Raw genomic sequence first — 18830 nt, forward strand, 5'->3', positions numbered from 1 at the left:
GCGGATGCCGGAGCGGCGCAACGTGATCCTCGCCATGTCGGGACTGCTGCCGGACCTGCCAGGGCTGGGTCCGGTCGCACGCTGGCTGGGCGACCGCCGGGCACTGCCGGCGGGAGAATGGGACGTCTGGCGTGGCCGGTTCCTGGACGGGGGCCGGGTGGTCGACACCGGCAACGGGCGGGTCAGCCACACGGAGGGCCAGGGCTATGGTCTCCTGCTGGCGCTGGCCGCGGACGACACCGCCGCCTTCGACGCGATCCTGGCCTGGACCGACCGGCACCTGCCGGTCCGCCCGGACGGCCTGCTCTCCTGGCGCTGGGATCCGGCCCGGCCGGACGATCCGGTGAGCGACCCCAATGCCGCGATCGATGGCGACCTGCTGATCGCCTGGGCACTGATCCGGGCCGGCCAGCACTGGAGCCGGCCGGAGCTCACCGAACGCGGCCTGGTGGCCGCCCGGGCGGTACGCAGTGCCGGCGTGGTGCGCCATGGCGGGATGCAGCTGCTCCTGCCGGGGCCGGAAGGCTTCATCCAGCCCGAAGGTCCGGTGATCAACCTGTCCTATTGGGTGTTCCCGGCATTGCGCGCCCTGATGGACGCCGATCCGCATCCGGCCTGGGCGCAGCTCGTGATCAGCGGCCACCGGCTGCTGACGAGCCTGCGCTTTGGCCAGCGCCAGCTCCCGCCGGACTGGACGCTCCTGGCCGAGCCACCCCGGCCGGCTCCGGGCTTTCCGCCGGTGTTCGGCTACAATGCCCTGCGCATCCCGCTCTATGCCGCCTGGAGCGAGCCCGGTGCCATCGACCTGGTCCGGCCGATCTTCTCGATCTGGCAGCGGGCCGGAAGCGAGCCGCCGGCGGTCATTCCCCTGGACCCGACCTCGCCGTTCGAGGTCGGGGTGACGCCCGGGATCCGCGCGATCCTGGCCCTGCTCCGCCATCTGAAGGACGGCAGCGCGCCGGACTTCCCCTCGATCCAGAACGAACCCGACTACTATGCCGCCACGCTCGTGCTCCTGACGCGGCTGGCCTTCGACGAGGTGTCCCGGTCATGAAGCTCCGCCCCTTCCCGCCGCTCCTGGGCTTGGCGGTCGTGGCCCTGCTGGGCAGCGTGTCGCCCGGTAGCCTCCTGGCCCAGGAGGCCGTCGACGACACCGGCATCACCGTCCGGCTGCAGGGTGGTGCGCCCGCCGGCGAGGACGTGGTCGACGAGGCGCTGCTGCGCTACCTGGCCAGCCGGGGCGACCGTGCGGCGGCCGAGGTCGAGATCGCGCGGCTCAAGGAACTGCACCCGGACTGGGAGCCGCCCACCGACCTGTTCGGCGGCCTGCCCAGGGTGGACGAGGGGCCGCTCTGGCAGCTCTACGAGAGCGGCGACTATGCGGCGGTGCGCAGCCGCATCGAGGCGCTGCGCAAGGAGCGGCCGGACTGGACGCCTCCTGAGAAGCTCGTGACGCTGATGGCGGTGAACGAGGCGCGCGCGGCGAGCGAGGCGGCGGCGGCCGCGGGTGACTGGGCAAGCATAGTGGCGCTGTTCGAAGCGCAGCCGGCCGCCGCCACCTGCGAGCATGTCGACAATCTCTGGCGCCTGGCCGAGGCGCAGCAGCGCACCGGTGCCGGCGCGGCGGCGCTGGCCACCTATGCGCGCATCATCACGACCTGCCCGGATGCCGACCACCGCTTCGCCACCCTGCAGAAGGCGAAGCTGCTGGTGTCGCCGGCCGAGCTGGAGCGGCTGGTCGGGCTGGAAAAGGCGCGTGCCGGCTCCCCGGACCGGGTGGCGAAGCTGGAAACCCTGACGGCCAGGCCGGCGGCATCGGCGGGGAGCCGACCGGCCGGACCCGACTTCAGCCGGATCTACAAGCCGGGGGCCTCGGTGGGGGACGCGCGCGTGGTCGCCGACGCGGTGATCCGCCGGCGCGACGCGGCTGCCGCGCGCAAGATCGGCTGGATCTACCAGGCGGCCGGCGACGATGCCGCGGCGGCACCCTGGTTCCAGCGCAGCCTGGACTGGGCGCCGGGCGAGGAGGCCGCCCGCGGGCTGGCCATGAGCCTGGCAGCCCTGGGCAAGCTCCCGGAGCTGGATGCGCTGGCGACGCGCTATCCCGATGTGGTCACGGAAGCGCGCGGCGGCCAGGTGGCGGTCGCGGTGGACCGTGGCGACCTCGCTACCGTGCTCAAGCTCACCCGCCGGACCGGCAAGCCGGCCGAGCTCCTGATGCGCAGCTGGGCCTACATGAAGCTGCTGCGCCCGACCGAGGCGCAGCTCAGCTTCGCCCGGGTCATGGCGGCACCCGACGCCATGCCCTTGCAGCGCGACGAGGCGGTCTACGGCCTGATCCGCGCCCAGATCGCCCAGCACCTGTTCCAGGACGCGGCCCAGAGCATCGAGCGCTACGGCCTGCCGCCCGACCAGTACAACGAGGTGCAGGCCGAACTGCTGAACCAGGAGATCCAGGTGGCCTTCCGGCAGAAGGACTACCGCCGTACCGTGGCACTTTTGGAAAAGCGCCGCGACTTCGCCCTGCCCGACCGCGGCCTGGAGATCCAGGAGGCCTGGGCGCGCTACCATACCGGCGAGATGCACACCGCAAGGCGGATCTTCACCCGGCTGGACCGGATCGTCAGCACCGAGGAGACCGAGGCGGGCCTGGCCCAGGTCTCGCGCAAGCTCGGGCCGAGCTGGTAGCCGCAGCGGGCGGCGGGGAGGGCAGCCACCCCAGGCGCTAGCCCGACCGCTCCCGCCCCGAGATCAGCAGCAGCCCCAGGATCAGCCCGCCGAACAGGATCGCGCGCCAGCCGGGCGAGGCGTTCACCACGGTGATCAGCGCGGTGATGGTCACCAGCAGGATCGAGCCGGCGATCGTGCCGAGATAGGTGCCGCGCCCGCCCAGGATCGAGGTGCCGCCCAGCACCACCGCGGCGATCGAGCCCAGGAGATAGGGCTCGCCGATCCCGACATAGCCCTGCCGGTTCATGCCGAGCAGGAGCAGGCCGGCCAGGCCCGCGCAGAAACCCGAGGCGGCATGCACGGCCAGGATCGCCTGGCCCGCACCCACCCCGGCCAGGCGGGCCGCCCGGTCGTTGGTGCCGAGCGCGAACAGCCAGGAGCCCAGCACCGTGCCGTGCAGCACGAACAGGGTCGCGGCCGCGACCAGGAGCCAGGTGACGATCGTCATCGGCAGGCCGAACAGGTCGCCGTTGCCGAGGAAGGTCACGGCCGGGTTCACCGTGCTGACCGCACTGCCGCCCGCGATCAGGATCAAGGCACCCTGCAGGATGGTGGCGGTCGCCAGCGTCAGGATCAACGGGTGGACGCGCAGGAGCACGACGCCGAGCCCGTTCAAGGCGCCGATCGCCGTGGTGATCGCCAGCGTCATCAGGGCGGCACCCATCCCGCTGGGATCGAAGGGGAAGGTGAGCAGCGGCAGGATGATCGCGGCGAAGGTGATGATGGCCGCCGCCGACAGGTCGATGCCCCCGCCGATCACCACCAGCGTCTGCCCGGCGGCGACGATCCCGGTGATCGAGGCCAGCTCCAGCAGGTAGCGCAGATGGCCGATCTTGGCGAAGCCGGGCTTGAGCAGGCCGGCCGCCACCCACAAGGCCACCACGACCAGCCAGCCGAGCGTCACCCGGTGGCGGAGAAGGGCGCTCATGCCGCACGCTCCCGCAATCGCTTGATGCCCATGGCGGCCACGATGATCAGGCCCTGCATCACGTACTGGGCCACGGGTGGCAACCCTAGGAAGAACATGACGTTGACCAGCACCGCCAGCAGCAGGCTGCCGGCCACGGCACCGCGGATGGTGCCCTGGCCGCCCAGAAAGCCCACCCCGCCCAGCACGGCCGCGGTGATCGACTGCAGGGTGAGCGGGTTGCCGATCAACGGATCGCCCGCCCCGGTCTGAGCCGCGACATAGACCCCGGCAAAGGCGGCGAGCCCACCCGAGATCGCATAGGCGGCGATCCTGGCCAGCGCCACGTTGACGCCTGAGCGGAAGGCGCCGGCCGGGTTGTCGCCGGCGGCATCGATCGACAGGCCCAGCGGTGTGGCGCGCAGCACCCGCCACGCGATCAGGATCAGGATCAGGATCAGGAGTGCGGTCGGATGCACGCCCACCAGCCCCTCGGACAGCCAGCCCGGCATCGAGCCGCCCGGCCGCGGCATCACCAAGAGGGCCGCACCACCGATCAGGAAGGAGGAGGCCAGGGTGACGATGATCGCCGGCAGGCCGAACAGTGCGACGATCGTGCCGACCAGGCCGCCCGCCGCCACGCCGATCGCGACGGTGGCGGTGATGCCGAGCCCGGCGCCGAGCGCGCTCTCGCCCACCAGGGTCGCCGCCAGCACCGTACCGAGCCCGACCATGGCGCCGATCGCGAGGTCGATGCCACCCATCAGCATCACCAGGGTCTGGGCGATGGCGACCAGCGCCACCGGGAACCAGTTCTGGGTGAAGCGCGCGATCCCGGCCCAGCTCAGCAGGCCCGGGTGGAGGAAGGCGTAGAGCGCCAGCAGGAGGGCCAGCAGGACGAACAGGCCGATCTGGCCGCGATTGCGCCGCCAGATCAGCCGGGCGTGGAGAGCCGCGCCCGACGGTACCTGCCTCATGCCGCCTCCTGCCGCGCCACGCCCAGCGAGGCGCCGACGATCGCCTCCTCGCTGGCCTGCCCATGCGGGAGGTCGGCGGCGATCCGGCCGTCGCGGAACACCAGCACCCGGTCGCACAGATGGACCAGCTCCAGCGCGTCCGAGCTCAGCAGGATCACCGCCATCCCGTCCGCGGCCATCGCCTTCAGCCGCAGGTAGATCTCGCGCTTGGTATCCACGTCGACGCCGCGGGTCGGATCGTTCAGCAGCAGCACCTTCGGCGAGAGCGGCAGCCAGCGGGCGAGTGCCACCTTCTGCTGGTTGCCGCCGGACAGGAGCTGCACCGCCCGCTCCGGACCGCCGCCACGCACGTTCAGCTTCGCCGTCAGCTCCCGGGCGACCTCCGCCTCCCGAGCGAACCGGCGCAGGCCGCGTCTGGCCAGGCGGCGCATGCCCGGCAGGGTCAGGTTGAAACGGATCGACAGCGGCAGGAGCACCGCCTCGCGCTTGCGGTCGGCCGGCACATAGGCCAGGCCCCGCCCGATCGCGTCCGCAGGGTTCCGGCTCGGCCGGTCAATCCCGCCCGTCGTCAGGCGCTCCGCCTGCGCCTCCAGCGCACCATAGAGTGCCAGCAGCAATTCCTCCTGGCCCTGGCCGAGCAGGCCGCCAATGCCCAGCACCTCGCCCTGGCGCACGGCGAGATCGACACCCTGGACACCCGGTGCCGTCAGCGCCCGGGTCTCAAGTGCCAGCTCGTCCCGGACGGTCGACCGGAACGGCGGGAACAGGTCACCAGGCTCGCGGCCGACCATCAGCCGGACCAGGGCCGGCGGGTCGACCCCTTCCATGGTCCGGTCCGCGGTGCGGGTGCCGTCCTTGAGCACGGTCACCCAGTCGCACAAATGCATGACCTCGTTCATGCGGTGCGAGATGTAGACCAGTGCCACGCCTTCCCGCTTGAGCTCGGCCAGCACCTTGAACAGGGCCTGCACCTCGTGCGCGGTCAGCGACGAGGTCGGCTCGTCCAGGATCAGGACGCGCGGCTGGCGGTAGAGTGCCTTGGCGATCTCGACCAGCTGGCGCTTGCCGAGCGGCAGTTCCTCCACCGGCTGGTCCAGCGCCACGTCCAGGCCGAGCCGGTCCAGGACCCGGCCGACCTCGACCGCCAGCCGGCCATAGTCGATCAGGCCGCGCCTGGTCGGCACGGCGCCGAGCGCCACGTTCTCCACGACCGACAGATGTGGTGCCAGGCTCAGCTCCTGCTGGACCACGGCGATGCCGTGGCGCCGCGCCAATGCCGGGGTCAGCCGCGCGCAGGGCTGCCCGTCCACCCGCAGCCGGCCTTCGTCGGGCGACAGCACCCCGGAGAGCAGGTTGACCAGCGTGCTCTTGCCAGCACCGTTCTCGCCCAGCAGCGCATGGACCCGGCCCGGGACGATCTCGATCGAGACGTCCTTCAGGACCGGGTTGCCGAAGAAGCGCTTGACCAGGCCCTCAGCCGCGAGGACCGGGGCCGTACTGCTCACTTCAGGCCGAGCAGCTGGTCGAACATCGCCAGGTCATAGGGCGAGTAGATGTAGCCGTCGGCGGGAAAGTCGCCGGCGCGCGCCAGGTACTCGTCGATGTTGGAATTATCGATGATCGGCAGAGGCACCTCGACATAAGGCTGGATGTCCTTGCCGTTCAGCGCCTGCACCGCTGCATAGACGCCGAGCCCGCCCAGCCAGTTCGGCTGCATGGTGGCCCAGGCGGTGAGGTCCTTCTCCTTCCACAGCTCCAGGAACTGCCGGTAGTTCTCGCCGGTCATCGGCGGCAGATCGCGGCCCTGGCGGTCCATGGCCAGGATGGCGCCCGCGGAGAGCGCGCCACCGAGCGACAGGATCCCGTCGATCTCGGGATGCTGGAACAGGAGGCTGGTCATCGCCTCCTGGGCGGGTGCCGAATTATAGGCGGTGTTGGTCTCGGTCAGTACCTCCAGGCCGGGATTGGCCTCCAGCACCGGCGTCGCACCGGCGCGGCGGTCCTCGCTCACCGAGATGCCGGCCGGGCCGTTCATGATGATGATCTTGCCCTGGCCGCCCAGCTTGTCGGCGATGAACTCCGCCGCCTGCTTGCCCCATTCATTGCTGTTGGTGTTGATCTTGACCGTGAGCTGGTCGGTGTCGACCAGGCTGTCGACATTGGCGACGGCGATGCCCTTCTCGCAGGCCTGCTCGATCACCCGGTTCAGCGCGGTGGACGAGCCCGCGATCACCACGATCGCATCCACGTCCGCGTCGATCATCGACTGGATCTGGGTGATCTGGTTGTTGGCGTTGCCCTCGGCATCGGTGATGACGAGATTGTCGACCAGCCCGTCCTTCTTCAGCTGCTCGACGACATCGGTGATGGTGCCCTCGGTCTGCTTCATCCAGGTGGGCACGGAATAGATGTTGGCCCAGCCGACCGTGAACGGCGGCTTGCGGTCGCCCTTGATGCATTTGGCGGCGGCCTCGGCCGTCGCGGGTGCCATGAGCTGCGTGCCGGCGACCAGTGCGGCCGCGGCAAGACCGAGAATGGATCTGCGCATCTTCTATATGTCCCTCCCTGTGGACGGGCTCGATTACAGCTGCTTTTCCCCAAGCTGAATACGGTAATCACGCGCCGCGTTGGCGAAGAACATCGCCCGGCGCTCGTCTTCGCTGAAGCCTTCGAAGATCCGGTCGAACGAGCCGAACACTTCGTCCCAGGTCGCATGCAGCGCCGCCACCGGGAAGTCGCTGCCGACCATGCAGCGGTCCGGCCCGAACGCGTCCACGCAGGCCATGGTGACCTCGCGCAGGCTGTCCAGCGTCCAGTGGTGGTCGTAGGCGACTAGGTCCGACAGCTTGATCCGCATGTTCGGCTCCCTGGCCAGGAGCTTCAGCCCGTCCCGCCAGCGCGCCATGCTCTCCGCATCCCGGTCGGCCGGGCTGCCCACATGGTTCAGGATGATCGTGGTGCCCGGATGGCCTGCCGCCAGCTTCGCCGCGTCCGCCATCTGGCCCGGGTAGATCATCATGTCGAAGCTGAGGCCGAACTTCTCCAGCAGCCGGAAGCCCTGGAGCCACTGCCCGTCCTGCATCCAGTCCGGCCGCGCGGCGAAGCACTTGTTCGGGTCGTCGTGCCAGGAAAGAATGTAGCGGATCCCGCGCACCCGTGAGAATTGCGTCTGCTGCTCCAGCACCGCCTCGACCTTGGGGTCGTGCAGCGGTGCCGTGGCCACGATCGCCGACGGCAGCCCGTCCCGTTCGGCCAGTTCCTCCAGCCAGCGCGTCTCGCCCACCGGATCGTCCGCCAGCCAGCCGGCCTCGACATGCACCGTGCCGACCAGGTTCCAGTTCTTCGCGTCCTCCCGGATCTGCTTGGGCAGATAGTCCCGGTAGAGCGGCGTCGGGTCGCCGAACACCATCTCCTTGCCGGGCTGGGGCACGATCCATGGGTGCTTGCCCATGGAAATATCCCAGAAATGGTGATGCGCGTCGATCAGCGGGCCGGTGTAGCTCATGCCGAAAGCCCCAGGTCCTCGGCATAGGCGAACAGGGCAGGGGTGCCGCCCGTGTGCACGAACACGATGTCCTGGTCCTTGCTAAAGCGCCCCTTGCGCACCTGGTCGATCAGCCCGGCGAACGCCTTGCCGCTATAGACCGGGTCCAGGATCACGCCCTCGGTCTGCGCCAGGAGCTGTAGCGCTTCCCGGCAGCCCTCGGTCATCACGCCGTAGCGCTCGCCGATATACTCGTCATGGCTGTCGAAGTCGGTGGGAGCGAGCTCCGTCTCCATGCCGATGATGGACGCCGAGCGGTTGGCGATCCGGGCGATGTCGGTCGCCCGGTCCTCCGCCCACTTGATCGGCGCCACGTTCACGACCCGGGTCCCGCGCCCCAGCGCCTTGAACGCGAGCGCGATGCCGGCCGGGGTCATGTTGGCGCCGGCGATGTACAGGGCCGCGGGATCGATGCCCGCCACCCCGAACTGATCGTGCAGCTCCAGCCCGGCATCGACATAGCCGACCGCCCCCAGCGCCAGGTTCTGCAGGTCCATCGGCGCCACGAGATAGGGCTTCTTGCCCTGAGCCCTGAGTTCCTCGGCCTTCTCGTCGAGATAAGGCTGCAGCAGCTCCACGCTCGGCAGGTCGACCACCGTGACCTTGGCGCCCAGCAGCTTGAACAGGAGGAAGTTGCCCTGCAGCTTGGGGCCCTTCTCGCCGTGGACCACGACCAGATGGATGTCCAGGCCGAGCTTGGCGGCGGCAGCGCTCATCTGCCGGCACCAGTTCGACTGGGTGTAGGCGCCGGCCACGATCGTGTCGCAGCCCTTCGCCAGCATGTCGGCGAACACGTATTCGAGCTGGCGGGTCTTGTTGCCGCCGAACGCCAGCCCGGTCGTGTCGTCGCGCTTGAGCCAGATCTTCGGCCCGCCCAGCGCCTCGGTCAGGCGCGGGCAGAACTCCAGCGGGGTCGGCAGATGGGCGAGCTTGATGCGCGGCAGCGCATCGAGCTTGGCGCGCAGGGCTTCAGGGGAAATCGTCATCATGCTCTCAGGCAGCCATCGGCCGAGTGGTCTTGGCGAGCTCACGGAAGTTGTCACGGATATGCTCCGCGGCGCGGATCGCCAATGCCGTCACCGTCGGGGTGGGGTTGACCACGCCGCCCGTGGTCAGCACCGAGCCGTCGATGATGAACAGGTTCGGCACGTCCCAGCACTGCTGGTGCTTGTTGACCACCGACATGTCCGGCGACTTGCCCATCCGCGCGGTGCCGAGCAGATGCCAGGCCGGCGTGCGGTAGATGCCGTGCTCGTCCATGTAGTCCTGGAGCTTGTACTCGAACGCACCCGTCGCCTTGGCGATGTCGACCAGCCGGTCGGACATGAACTTCATCATCTTCATGTCGTTCTCGCCCGGCCGGTAGTGCAACTCCGCCACCGGCACCCCGTCGGCGTCGCGCTGCGTGGCCGACAGCGTCACCCGGTTGTCCGGGTTGGGCAGATCGTCGCCGATCCCGAAGATCCCGAAGTTCCGCCCGAAATGGCGCCGGAACCACTGGTGATGGCCCTTGCCCCAGGGCGCGCGCGCCTGGGTCATGTGGCCATTGGCCTGCTCGCCGGCACCGCCGGTGGTGACGCAGTTGAAGTTGAAGCCGTTGACGAAGCCGCGGCTGGTGTCGGTCTCCGCGAACTCGCGCGAGATCAGCGCCGCCACGTAGCCGGTATGGGAGGCCAGCGGCTCGTCGACCCACATCTCGCAGGCGACCAGCGTGTGGTGCAGCAGGTTGCGGCCGACCTGGTCCGAGCTGTTGGCGAGGTTGTCGGAGGCCAGCAGGAGGCGCGGCGTGCCGACACCATTGGCCGCCAACACCACCACGTCGGCGGTCACCTTGTGCTGCCGGCCGGTGTTGCGGTCGACATAGATCGCCCCGGTGGCGCGGCCCGAGCGGTCCTTCTCGATCCGGATCACCCGGGCATAGGTGCGCAGCTCGGTACCCGCCTCCAGCGCCCTGGGCCAGACCGACAGCGAGAACTTGCTCATCGAGCCGCGCGGGCAGCCGGTGCAGATCCCGCAGCCATTGCAGGCCGGCCTGCCATCATAGTCCGAGGAGATCACGCCCGCCGGCACCGGCCACCAGTGCCAGCCGAGCTTGTCGAACGCCTCCGCCATCTTCCGGGCAGGTGCGCCCATCGGCAAAGGTCCGGTCGGGTAGGCCGGATGGGCCGGCATGGCCGGGTCGCCCTCCAGGCCGCTCACCCCGATCAGCGCATCGGCTTTCTCGTAATAGGGAGCGATGTCCTCATAAGTGATCGGCCAATCCGGCTGCAGCCCGTGCTCGGTGCCCTTGCGGAAGTCGGACGGGCGGTAGCGCGGCCAGAGCGCGCCATAGACATTGGTCGAGCCACCGACCCCGTTCCACATCAGGACCTGGGAGCTGTCGCTGTTGACCGGGAAGTCGTCGGCGTTCGGCCGGCGGACATTGACGTCCGCGTTCCAGCGGGTGCGCCGGTCCCATTGCCAGTCCGGCCGGTAGTGCGGGTGCTCTCTTGGCTCCACCCAGCCGCCCTGCTCCAGGCAGATCACGTGCAGTCCGGCCTCGGCCAGGACCAGCGAGGCCAGGGAGCCGGTAGCACCCGAACCGATGATCAGGACGTCGGCATGATCGTTACGCGCGGCCATGGCGCTCTCCCAGATGATCGAGGCCCGAAATGTCGACCGGCTTGACCTCGTCGGTCGGGATGTAGAAGCCGCGATTGTGCTTCGGCCGGTCGCGCTCGCGGTCGAACGGCTCCAGACGGTAGCCCTTGAAGATCGGCACCGGGTCGTAGGGCTGGCCGAGTGCCCGGATCGCCGGGATCACACCGGGGCTCTCGTAGTAGCCGAGATAGGTGGCCGTGCGGATCAGCGTGAACAGCCTGGGCTGGCTCGCCTCCAGCTTGGCGACCACGCTCGTCCGCTGCTCCTCGTCCAGCGGCCCGAGCGGTCCGCCGCAAGCCTCGAGCGCCTGCTCGACCTGAAGGAGCGCATCCTCGCCCAACTCCTCCAGGAGCCGCATCCCGAGAATGCCATGCACGCCTGCCAGCGACGCGGAAGGCCAGTCGTCCTCGCCCGGAATCAGCACGTCGACCAGGTCACGCAGCATGGTCGACAGCCGTATGGCCTCGCTCACCCCAACCACTCCCATCACAGTCTTGCTTCCGACGCGGGATCGAACAGATGGACCCGCGCCGCCAGCGCGCCGAAGCGCACCTTTGCCCCCACTGCCGGCGCCTCGTCCGGCTCGCACAATCCCTTGACCGCCTGCCCGCCGATCTCGGCATCCACGTAGGAGACCGGCCCGATCGGCTCGACCAGGAACACGTCGCCCTCCAGGGTCAGGTCGCGCTGGGCGTTCGCCATCAGGTCGGTCGGGCGGATGCCCAGGATCGCCTTCCGCCCGCCCCGGATCGCGCCCAGGCTCTGCTCGGCCACCACGCCGGTCGGCAGGGACAGCACGGTCTGGCCGACCCGGCAGCGGATCACCCCGTCCTCCAGCCCGGTCTCGACCTCGAAGAAGTTCATGGCCGGGCTGCCGATGAAGCTCGCCACGAACAGGTTGGCGGGCTTGCGGTACACCTCCATGGGCGGCCCGATCTGCTGCAGCTTGCCCGCCCGCATCACCGCGACCCGGTCGGACAGCACCATGGCCTCCTCCTGGTCATGGGTGACGAACACCGCGGTCGTGCCGATCTCGCGCTGCAGCCGCTTGATCTCGGTGCGGGTCTTCACCCGGAGCGAGGCGTCCAGGTTGGACAAGGGCTCGTCCATCAGCAGCACGGCCGGGTTGCGCACCACCGCGCGGCCCACCGCGACGCGCTGGCGCTGCCCGCCCGAGAGCTGCACGGGCTTGCGGTCCAGCAGGGCGCCCAGGTCCAGCATGTCGGCGGCAGCATCGATCTGCCTGCCGATCGTCGCCTCGTCGAGCCGCTGCTGGCGCAGGCCGAACGCGATATTGTCGCGCACGCTCATGTGCGGGTAGAGCGCGTAGTCCTGGAACACCATGGCGATGTTGCGCTCATGCGGATCGCGCTCGGTGACGTCGGTCCCGTCGAACAGGATCGAGCCCGCCGACGGCTTTTCCAGCCCGGCGATGCAGCCGAGCGCCGTGCTCTTGCCGCAGCCCGACGGTCCCAGCAGCGTCAGGAACTCGCCGTCGGGCAGCTCGATGTCGAGCCCGGCCACCGCGAACACGGCGCCGAACTGCTTGGTCAAACGGTCGAGCTTGACGCTGGCCACGTGGTCTCCTCGCTCAGCCTTTGATCGAGCCGGACAGCATGCCGCTGACCAGCCAGCGCTGGAACAACAACGCGAGCACGACCGGCGGGATCACCGCCAGCACGGATGCCGCGAACATCGGCCCGTAGTCGTAGAACCGGAGCTGGACGAGGAAGCCCGCGATGATCACCGGGATGGTCTGCGCATTGGGCGTGCCGGTCAGGATCAGGGCGAAGATGAACTCGTTCCAGCTCACCATGAAGCAGAAGATCGCGGTCGCCACCAGGCCCGGCAGGGACACCGGCAGCACGATCTTCCAGATCGCCTTCAGGCGCGAGCAGCCGTCCACCAGCGCCGCCTTCTCCAGGTTCGGCGGCAGGCCCTCGAAATAGCCCTTCATCATCCAGGTCGAGAGCGGCAGGATCAGCGAGCAGTAGGCGATCACCAGCCCGGTGCGCGTGTCCAGCAGCCCCAGCGTCTTGAACACCAGGAAGAAGGGCAGGATCAGGGCCAGCGACGGGGTCATGCGGGTGAGCATCAGCCCCCAGAGCGTGCCGCTCATCAGCCGGCTCTTGCCCGAACGGGCATAGGCGTAGCCGGCGAGTCCGCCCAGGATCAGGTTCACCACCGTCACCGCGACTGCCACGATCAGGCTGTTCCAGATGCCGAACGGCACGCGCGACGCCTGCACGCTGGACTGGCCGCCGGTGGCGGTGTCGGGGAACAGGACGTAGCGGAAGTTCTCCAGCGTGAACGGTCCCGGCACGACGGTGGCCGGCTGGCGCACTAGGTCGGCCGAGGCCTGCAGGCTCATGATCACCAGCCAGGCGAACGGCACGAACGACCAGACGAAGATCAGCACGACCGCCGTCCACATCGCGATCTTGCCGATGAGATGCCGGGTCCGCGGCGAGAAGGTCTTGCGCGGCGTGTAGGCCGGCAGGCGCATCAGCCGCGCCTTGGTGTGCCGCACGCCCTCGATCACCGCCTGCTTCAGGTTGGACGGGTCGGCCGGCTCCAGCGTGGTCGGCGCCGCCAGCGCCTTGACCCCGGCCGAGGTCGGGAAGAACAGCTTCAGGTAGAGCCAGGCCAGCACCAGGCAGAGGATGGTCAGGATGTAGAGGATCGCCGCACCTTCGCCCATCCGCATGAACTGGAAGGCCATGGCGTAGCCCATCCAGGAGAACACGGTGGTGGCGCTGCCCGGACCGCCCTTGGTCATGGTCCAGAACAGGTCGAAGGCCATGATCGAGTTGATCGTGGTCAGGATCATGATCAGCAGCAGCATGGGCCGGAGCCATGGCACCGTGATCTTGAAGAACCGCGTCACCGGCCCGGCCCCGTCGATCAGGGCCGCCCGGTGCAGGTTGTCCGGCATCGACTGCAAGCCGGCCAGGATCAGCAGGGCGGTGAGCGGCGCCTGGTTCCAGACATGGACCAGCGCCACGACCGCGAACGCCACGGTGCCGCTGCCCAGCCACGGGATCGCCTGGCTGGTCAGGCCGAGGTCGAGCAGCAGGCCGTTCAGCGGCCCGTAGGAGCCGTCGAACACCCAGCCCCAGAGCACGCCGACCGTGACCGGCGCCATCGCCCAGGGAATGAGCACGACCGAGCGCAGCAGGCCGCGCCCGGGGAAACGCATGTTGAGGACCAGCGCCATCCCCATGCCGAGCGCCAAGCCCGCCGCGACCGTCACGCCGGCGAAGATCGCGGTGCGGACCAGGGCCCAGATGAAGTCCGGCTGGGGGATGATCGAGGTGTAGTTGCCGAGCCCGACGAAGATCCACTTGCGCGTCAGCATGTTGATGCGGTGCAGGCTGAGCGCCAGCGAGTAGATCAGCGGCAGGCCGATCACCAGGAACACGACCAGCAGCGTCGGGAAGCTCAGGAGGAACGGCAGCCAGTCCCGCTTCTCCTTGCGGGCAGGGGCCGCCGTGCTGCCGCCCAATGCCAGGTCGCGTACGGTCGTGCTCGCCACCAGCTCAGTCCGGATACATCTGCTTCAGCTCGTCGTACTTGGCCTGCAGCCGGTCGACGAGCTGGTCCTGGCTGGTCTGGCCGCGGAAATAATCCTGCGCCTCGCCCATCATGTACCAGTCCCATTCGGGGAACCACACGGACTTGGCGACGTCGCGGGTGGTGCCGGTCTCGTGCTGCTTGCGGGAAACCTCCAGGTCCTTCCACTTGGACATGGCGGCCTCGACGTCGGGGTCCTCCATGACCTCCTTGTGCGCGGAGCCCAGGCCGAAATCGAGCGCCCAGCGCTTCGCGACATGGTACTGGCCGTCCTTGGCCTTGCCGCCGAAGAACTGCATCAGGTTCCAGACGCGCTCCTCGTCGATCGGGTTGGCGCCCATCTGGTAGGCCGCGGTCCAGATGAAGGTGGAGCGGGTCTTGCCCGGCATGATCACGTTCTTGCAGGCGCCGGCGATCTGCGAGGTCTCGGGCGTGTTGAACACCTTCTGGTCGTATTCGTGGACGACCATGTAGGTGTGCGCGCCGGTCGCGAAGTTCGGCACCGATTCCGCCTGGTGGGTGAACACGTCCGGCGGGATCAGGCCCTCGTCGTAGAGGGTCTTGTTGAGCGTCAGCACGTCCTTGAACGGCTGGTCGAACACCGGCTGGAAGTTCTCGTCGAAGACCTTCGCACCCTCGGAATACCACTGCGAGAACAGCGTCCAGGACATCATCGACCAGCCGCGCGCCCAGGCGGCGATGTACGGATACTCGGCGATCTTGTCCTTCTTCAGCTTGCGGCACTGATCGAGCAGCTCTTCCCAGGTCGTGGGCGGCTCGATCTTCGCCGCTTCCAGGTGCTTCTCGTTGCACACGAAGCTGTTGAAGCCGGTATAGTAGGGCAGGCCGCCCAGCTCGCCGTTCGGCAGCGACAGGTTCTTGACGTTGATCGCATACATCTTGTCCTTGATCTCATCGAGACCAGGCAAGCCATCGAGGGTCCGGCTCCAGCCCGCCGCGTTCCAGCGCAGCAGCCGGTCCTCCTCGGAATACATCATGTCGATATGCTGGCCGCCCATGAGCTTGGTCTCGGCGACCGCATGATATTCGCCAGGCACCAGCTCGTAGGTCACGTTCTCGTCGTAGAGCTTCTTGAAGGTCTCGACGTTCTCGGCGACGATCTGCGGGTTGTACTGCCAGCCGATGAAGGTCATCGGATCGGCCGGGGCGGCGTGCGCCCGGCTCATCAGCCCGGGCAGCGCCATGCCCGCCGCGGCGGCCAGACCGCCCTTCAATACCGCGCGCCGGCGCGCCAGGAACGAGTCGAGTTCCGATCGACGGAAAAGGTCGCTCATCAGGCTCATCCCCCCTCGGATGACGGTCTCATGCGTCCCGCTCGACCGTCGTGCGGCACGCCTGCGTCTCGGGTGCCCCTTTAGGAATTGGCTTCTATTGGGCGTTTTCCTGGGCTCTTTCGGATCGTAAACATTCTTGAGTGTACTTGAAAACCAGTAAAATGACCGCTCTGCTCTGGGGCGGCACCGATGACGCCGCGAGGGGGAAAGCTTGTTCGATCTGGTCCTGAAAGGCGGCCGCCTGTTCGATCCCGGCCGCAACGTCGACACGGTCGCCGATATTGGCTTCCGCAACGGGCGCGTGGCCGCCATCGACGCGAACATTCCGGCCGACGCCGCCCGCGACGCCCAGGACGTGACCGGCCTGATCGTCACGCCCGGCCTGATCGACCTGCACACCCATGTCTACTGGGGCGGCACCTCGCTCGGCGTGGACGCGGACGAGATGGCCCTGCGCGGCGGCACCACCACCTTCGTCGACGCCGGCAGTGCCGGGGCCGGCAACTTCAAGGGCTTCCGCCGCCACGTGATCGAGCGGTCGAAGAGCCGGATCCTCTGCTATCTCAACATCTCCTATGCCGGCATCTACGGCTTTTCGAAGAACGTGATGGTCGGCGAGTGCGGCGACATCCGCCTGCTCGATGCCCGCGAGGCAGTGGCCTGCGGCCGCGAGCACAGCGACCTGATCGTCGGCATGAAGGCGCGGATCGGCCGGATCGCCGGCGGCACCAGCGGCATCGCCCCGCTCGACATCATGCTGGAGGCCGCCGACCGGCTGCAGCTCCCCTGCATGACCCATCTGGACTACCCGCCGCCCGGCCGCTCCGAGGTGATCCCGCGGCTGCGCAAGGGCGACGTGCTGACCCATTGCTACAAGACCTTCCCCAACGACATCCGCGGGGGCGACGGCCATGTCCGCGCCGAGATCAAGCAGGCGCGCGAGCGCGGCGTCTGGTTCGACATCGGCCACGGCATGGGCTCGCTCGACTTCGAGGTGGCGGAAGCGATGATCGCGGACGGCTTCTTGCCCGACACGATCTCGTCGGACGTGCATGCGCTCTGCATCGACGGCCCGGCCTTCGACCTCTTGCGCACTTTGTCCAAGTTCCTCTGCCTGGGCATGACGCTGGAGCAGGTGATCACCGCTGCGACCACCACGCCCGCCCGCGCCATCGACCGCTCCGACCTGGGCAGCCTCGCCATCGGTGCGGTCGGCGACGCCACCGTGCTGACCGAGCGGCAGGGCAGCTTCGACTACATGGATTCGCTGGGCCGCAGCATGACCGGCGACCGCCGACTGTTCTGCCGGGGTCTGGTGCGCGGCGGCGAGTGGACAGAGAACGAGGAGCAGGATCTTGGCTGAGACGGAACGGGGCGTGGACACGCCGGCGCTGGTGATCGAGAAGCGCGCCTTCGACGCGAACCTCGCGACCATGGCCAGGATCGCGAAGGAGCGCGGCATCCGGCTCCGCCCGCACGCCAAGAGCCACAAATGCGTCACCATCGCCAGGGCGCAGATAGCGGCCGGCGCGGTCGGCCAGTGCTGCGCCAAGCTCGGCGAGGTCGAGGTCATGGCGAAGGCCGGCATCCGCGGCCTGCTCCTGACCACGCCGCTGCGCGGCCCTGAGAAGATCCGCCGCCTGCTGGACGTGCTGCGCATCGCCCCTGATACGACCATCGTGGTCGAGGACGTCCCGGCCGTCCGCGCGCTGGCCGAGGCGGTGAGTGCCGCCGGCCTTGCTCTGGACCTGCTGATCGACGTCGATGTCGGCACGCACCGCACCGGCCTGACCTCGCCCGAGGCCGCCCTGGAGGTCGCGAGCGCCATCGCCGCGTCCCCTGGCCTGACCCTGAAGGGCGTCCAGGGCTATGCCGGCCATGTCCAGGCGATCCCTGACTATGCCGAGCGGCGCGCCCATTCGCACGCGGCGCTGGCGATCATGGGCAAGGTGCGCGACGCCCTGGTGGCGGCCGGCCATCCCTGCCCGATCGTGACCGGCGGCGGCACCGGCACCCACGATTTCGACCATGAGACCGGGGTGCTGAACGAGCTGCAGGTGGGCTCCTACCTGTTCTCCGACGCGATCTATGACGGGGTCGCCATGACCCCCGACGGCGCTCGCCGCTGGCAGAATTCCCTGTTCGTGTACACGACCGTGCTGAGTGCGCAGCATCCGGGCTTCGCCACCACGGATGCCGGCATCAAGAGCTTCTCCACCGACCACAATGTCGTGCCCGTGATCGCCCGCGGCGCCCCGGAAGGCTCGACCTACGCCATCTTCGGCGACGAGTTCGGCAAGGTGGTCCTGCCCGACCCGTCCGCGCGCCTGGAGAACGGCACGCAGCTCGCCTGCATCGTGCCGCACTGCGACCCGAACGTGAACCTGTTCGACCGCTACCACGTCGTGGAGGACGGCCGCCTGGTCGACGTCTGGCCGATCGAGGCCCGCGGCAAGGTCGCCTGAGCGAGGGAGGCGGCGATACGATGTCGACCCGCAAGGCCCGTCTCGGCAACGCGCTGCGCGCCATCCGCCGCCGCCTCGACCTGAGCCTGACCGAGGTCGCCGCCCGCACCGGGCTGGCGATCTCAACCCTGTCCAAGGTGGAGAACAGCCAGCTCTCGCTGACCTACGACAAGCTGGTCCAGCTCGCCGAGGGTCTGGAGGTCGACATCAGCGCCTTCTTCGAGCCGGACCCGGCCGCCTCGGACCGCCTCCACCCCACGGTCACCGCCCGGCGCAGCATCGCGCGCAAGGGCGACGGCCTCCTGGTCCACACCGAGAACTACGACTACCGCTATGTCTGCACCGACCTGACCCACAAGGCGATGGTGCCGATCCTGATCACCATCCGCGCGCGCTCCATCGTCGAATTCCCCACGCTGAGCCAGCATGCCGGTGAGGAGTTCCTCTACGTCCTGCGTGGCCGCATCACCGTCCACACCGAGTTCTACGAGCCCGCCGAACTCGCCACCGGCGAATCCATGTATCTCGACAGCACCATGGGCCACGCCTTCCTCACGACCGGCCCCCGCCCGGCCCAGATCCTGAACGTCTGCCACAGCCCGAACGCCGGGCACTTCCGCAGCCTGCTGGACCTGGCGCGGGCGCGAGAAAGTCCCGCGCAGGGGCAGGACGAGGCATGGCTGGAGCATCGATGACCCG

16 protein-coding genes are annotated in these 18830 nt (G+C 68.8%); 5 read left to right on the forward strand and 11 right to left on the reverse strand.

The annotated features are described in order from the left end of the window. Positions 1-4 precede the first annotated feature (4 nt). Together VNS22_RS12160 and VNS22_RS12165 are read left to right on the forward strand one after the other, a co-directional pair. Entirely contained in the window at positions 5-1054 is a 1050-nt protein-coding gene (locus tag VNS22_RS12160) for a glycosyl hydrolase family 8 (protein ID WP_325732750.1), read from the forward strand. Continuing rightward, positions 1051-2688, forward strand: a complete 1638-nt coding sequence (locus VNS22_RS12165) for a hypothetical protein (RefSeq protein WP_325732751.1) — start codon at positions 1051-1053, stop codon at positions 2686-2688. Before VNS22_RS12160 ends, VNS22_RS12165 begins: the two co-directional genes overlap by 4 nt. Before the next feature lie 37 nt (positions 2689-2725). On the opposite strand, the gene VNS22_RS12170 is transcribed toward VNS22_RS12165, so the two are convergent. Genes VNS22_RS12170 through VNS22_RS12220 form a run of 11 tightly spaced genes read right to left on the reverse strand, consistent with a single transcriptional unit; the run spans position 2726 to position 15666 of the window. Then, complete coding sequence (locus VNS22_RS12170; protein ID WP_325732753.1) at positions 2726-3658, reverse strand: ABC transporter permease; 933 nt, start codon at positions 3656-3658, stop codon at positions 2726-2728. After that, on the reverse strand, positions 3655-4614 hold the full coding sequence (locus VNS22_RS12175) for an ABC transporter permease (protein WP_325732755.1): 960 nt from the start codon (positions 4612-4614) through the stop codon (positions 3655-3657). The genes VNS22_RS12170 and VNS22_RS12175 overlap by 4 nt, the downstream gene beginning before the upstream one ends. Next, positions 4611-6119, reverse strand: coding sequence for a sugar ABC transporter ATP-binding protein (locus VNS22_RS12180; RefSeq protein WP_325732757.1), 1509 nt, complete (start codon positions 6117-6119; stop codon positions 4611-4613). Before VNS22_RS12180 ends, VNS22_RS12175 begins: the two co-directional genes overlap by 4 nt. Next, the gene (locus tag VNS22_RS12185) at positions 6116-7162 is read right to left on the reverse strand and encodes an ABC transporter substrate-binding protein (RefSeq protein WP_325732759.1); all 1047 of its coding nucleotides are present in this window, start codon (positions 7160-7162) and stop codon (positions 6116-6118) included. The genes VNS22_RS12180 and VNS22_RS12185 overlap by 4 nt, the downstream gene beginning before the upstream one ends. Before the next feature lie 33 nt (positions 7163-7195). After that, positions 7196-8119: an amidohydrolase family protein gene (locus VNS22_RS12190; RefSeq protein ID WP_325732761.1), complete on the reverse strand. Its 924-nt coding sequence runs from the start codon at positions 8117-8119 to the stop codon at positions 7196-7198. Further along, entirely contained in the window at positions 8116-9144 is a 1029-nt protein-coding gene (locus tag VNS22_RS12195) for a D-cysteine desulfhydrase family protein (RefSeq protein WP_325732763.1), read from the reverse strand. The genes VNS22_RS12190 and VNS22_RS12195 overlap by 4 nt, the downstream gene beginning before the upstream one ends. Before the next feature lie 7 nt (positions 9145-9151). Beyond that, positions 9152-10780 (reverse strand): GMC family oxidoreductase, encoded by a 1629-nt coding sequence (locus VNS22_RS12200; RefSeq protein WP_325732764.1) that lies wholly within the window; start codon positions 10778-10780, stop codon positions 9152-9154. Continuing rightward, positions 10767-11270 carry a gluconate 2-dehydrogenase subunit 3 family protein gene (locus tag VNS22_RS12205; RefSeq protein WP_325732765.1) on the reverse strand — a complete coding sequence of 168 codons (504 nt, stop codon included), beginning with the start codon at positions 11268-11270 and terminating at the stop codon, positions 10767-10769. Before VNS22_RS12205 ends, VNS22_RS12200 begins: the two co-directional genes overlap by 14 nt. 14 nt (positions 11271-11284) lie before the next feature. Next, positions 11285-12376 carry an ABC transporter ATP-binding protein gene (locus VNS22_RS12210; RefSeq protein WP_325732766.1) on the reverse strand — a complete coding sequence of 364 codons (1092 nt, stop codon included), beginning with the start codon at positions 12374-12376 and terminating at the stop codon, positions 11285-11287. A 13-nt stretch (positions 12377-12389) separates the two neighbouring features. Continuing rightward, positions 12390-14333 carry an ABC transporter permease subunit gene (locus VNS22_RS12215; RefSeq protein ID WP_325732768.1) on the reverse strand — a complete coding sequence of 648 codons (1944 nt, stop codon included), beginning with the start codon at positions 14331-14333 and terminating at the stop codon, positions 12390-12392. A 4-nt stretch (positions 14334-14337) separates the two neighbouring features. After that, positions 14338-15666, reverse strand: coding sequence for an ABC transporter substrate-binding protein (locus VNS22_RS12220; protein ID WP_325732770.1), 1329 nt, complete (start codon positions 15664-15666; stop codon positions 14338-14340). Positions 15667-15877: 211 nt separating this feature from the next. Here VNS22_RS12220 and VNS22_RS12225 point away from each other — a divergent pair, with 211 nt between their 5' ends. The 3 genes from VNS22_RS12225 to VNS22_RS12235 are packed head-to-tail and all read left to right on the forward strand — an operon-like array spanning position 15878 to position 18826. Beyond that, the gene (locus VNS22_RS12225) at positions 15878-17029 is read left to right on the forward strand and encodes an amidohydrolase/deacetylase family metallohydrolase (RefSeq protein ID WP_325732772.1); all 1152 of its coding nucleotides are present in this window, start codon (positions 15878-15880) and stop codon (positions 17027-17029) included. Next, positions 17022-18131: a DSD1 family PLP-dependent enzyme gene (locus VNS22_RS12230; protein ID WP_325732774.1), complete on the forward strand. Its 1110-nt coding sequence runs from the start codon at positions 17022-17024 to the stop codon at positions 18129-18131. Before VNS22_RS12225 ends, VNS22_RS12230 begins: the two co-directional genes overlap by 8 nt. A 20-nt stretch (positions 18132-18151) precedes the next feature. Next, on the forward strand, positions 18152-18826 hold the full coding sequence (locus VNS22_RS12235; RefSeq protein WP_325732776.1) for an XRE family transcriptional regulator: 675 nt from the start codon (positions 18152-18154) through the stop codon (positions 18824-18826). Positions 18827-18830: the final 4 nt, after the last annotated feature.

This window comes from Geminicoccus sp. (assembly GCF_035556675.1).
Taxonomy (GTDB): Bacteria; Pseudomonadota; Alphaproteobacteria; order Geminicoccales; family Geminicoccaceae; genus Geminicoccus.